Genomic DNA, 1521 nt, shown 5'->3' on the forward strand with positions numbered 1-1521 from the left:
GCCGTACTAGATGGAGCCGGCCACTTGCAAATCTGGTGGCATATTATGCTGCCGTTAACCAAACCGGCACTTATTACCGTTGCGATTTTTTCATTTAATGGCGCATGGAATGACTTGCTTGGACCATTGCTTTATATTAACGATGAAAGTATGTATACATTGCAAATCGGTCTTCAAACCTTTAAAGGTACTGTCCAGACACAATGGCATTATTTGATGGCAATGTCGGTAACTGTCCTCTTACCAGTGGTGTTATTATTCTTCTTTTTCCAAAGATACTTTATTGAAGGCTCTAATCTGGCTTCCGGTACAAAAGGTTAATAAATAAAGGATGCTGCGCTTTAAACTGTGCAGCATCCCTTTTTATTTCCTTTTGTATTATCTATCCTAGGAGTTGTTAGAGGCAGAGCCTGAAAACGTGATTAACATCCATCCTTAACTACAAACATTAATTGGAAACTGGACATGTAGTCAGCCAAACGCCTGAGACGCAAACTCTATATCCGTCATAATAAGCATAACTTGTGCAACGCCAGCATAAGTAGCCATCTGGATTCGCAACACCTTCTTGCTGGATTGTTTCTACTGTGTTAGTGTTTTTAACCTGAGAAAATGAGTCTTTCTGTGAAGGAGAGGCAATTACAGATCCAGAGAAAATTAGCATCAGGACAAATGTCATTAACATTAACTTTTGCATTTTTTCCTTCCCCCTTTTTTAGGCTCTGTTAAAGTTGTCTGTTGATTTCCGCTCCAGGCACTCGCTTTTCGCGGGGCGTCAGGTGAGCCATCAACTTTGTAAAAAATTTACTATTACTATAAAGTACGGATTTAATATGAATTTTAGAATAGGACAAATTCTTTATTATTCTCTAGGGCAATGTAGTACAAAAAGGGGGGCAGGGAATTTCCCAATAAAAAATACGCCCAGATTATCCGGACGTAATCGTATTACAAGCTATGCTGAGGAATATCCTTGTCCTCTATCACATTCTCCACGTTATTATTTTCCTTCCAAATTTTAAATTTTTCCAAGTCAGCTGTGATTTGTTTTAAGACAAAACCGATGACTGCCGCATCATCAACAATCCCCAATCCTACCAAAAAATCAGGCATCAAATCAATTGGTGAAACGAAATAGATGATGGAGGCTATGATTGTAACAATTGAAGCGGTAGGGATTTTTCTATATGCACCTTTGCGCCAAGCACTGACTAATTCAAAAAGGAGTTGCAGGTTGTCCCATATTTCGGTAAGGGAACCCTTTTTATCATCAGCTTTTTTAGTTGCATCTTTTATGAGAACATCCGTCTTTTCTGGTCGTTTTACGTATTCTTTCGCTTTTTTTTCAAACTTTTTATATCCTTCTTCCATTCTTTTTGTGCCTAGAATGATTGACACCCTTCCTTCACGTGCTAAAAGTTAATACTACTATTTTTACCCTGATTTACTCTTTATCAAAACATCGGCAGTACTTAGAAAATTTTCCAACATGTAAATGAAATGGACTTAAAAGGATGATGA

Annotated in this window: 3 protein-coding genes; 1 reads left to right on the forward strand and 2 read right to left on the reverse strand. The window is 37.9% G+C overall.

What is annotated here, in order from left to right; genetic code table 11:
* Nucleotides 1-321: carbohydrate ABC transporter permease (locus WB217_RS06920; RefSeq protein ID WP_423991911.1), on the forward strand; the 321-nt coding region annotated here is incomplete at its 5' end.
* Nucleotides 322-448: 127 nt separating this feature from the next.
* Here the strand turns inward: WB217_RS06920 and WB217_RS06925 are convergent.
* Entirely contained in the window at nucleotides 449-697 is a 249-nt protein-coding gene (locus tag WB217_RS06925) for a hypothetical protein (RefSeq protein ID WP_423991913.1), read from the reverse strand.
* A gap of 251 nt (nucleotides 698-948) precedes the next feature.
* Entirely contained in the window at nucleotides 949-1398 is a 450-nt protein-coding gene (locus tag WB217_RS06930) for a YkvA family protein (RefSeq protein ID WP_423991915.1), read from the reverse strand.
* Between the last annotated feature and the right edge of the window lie 123 nt (nucleotides 1399-1521).

The sequence above is a fragment of the Mesobacillus sp. genome (assembly GCF_049588175.1).
GTDB lineage: Bacteria > Bacillota > Bacilli > Bacillales > Cytobacillaceae > Mesobacillus.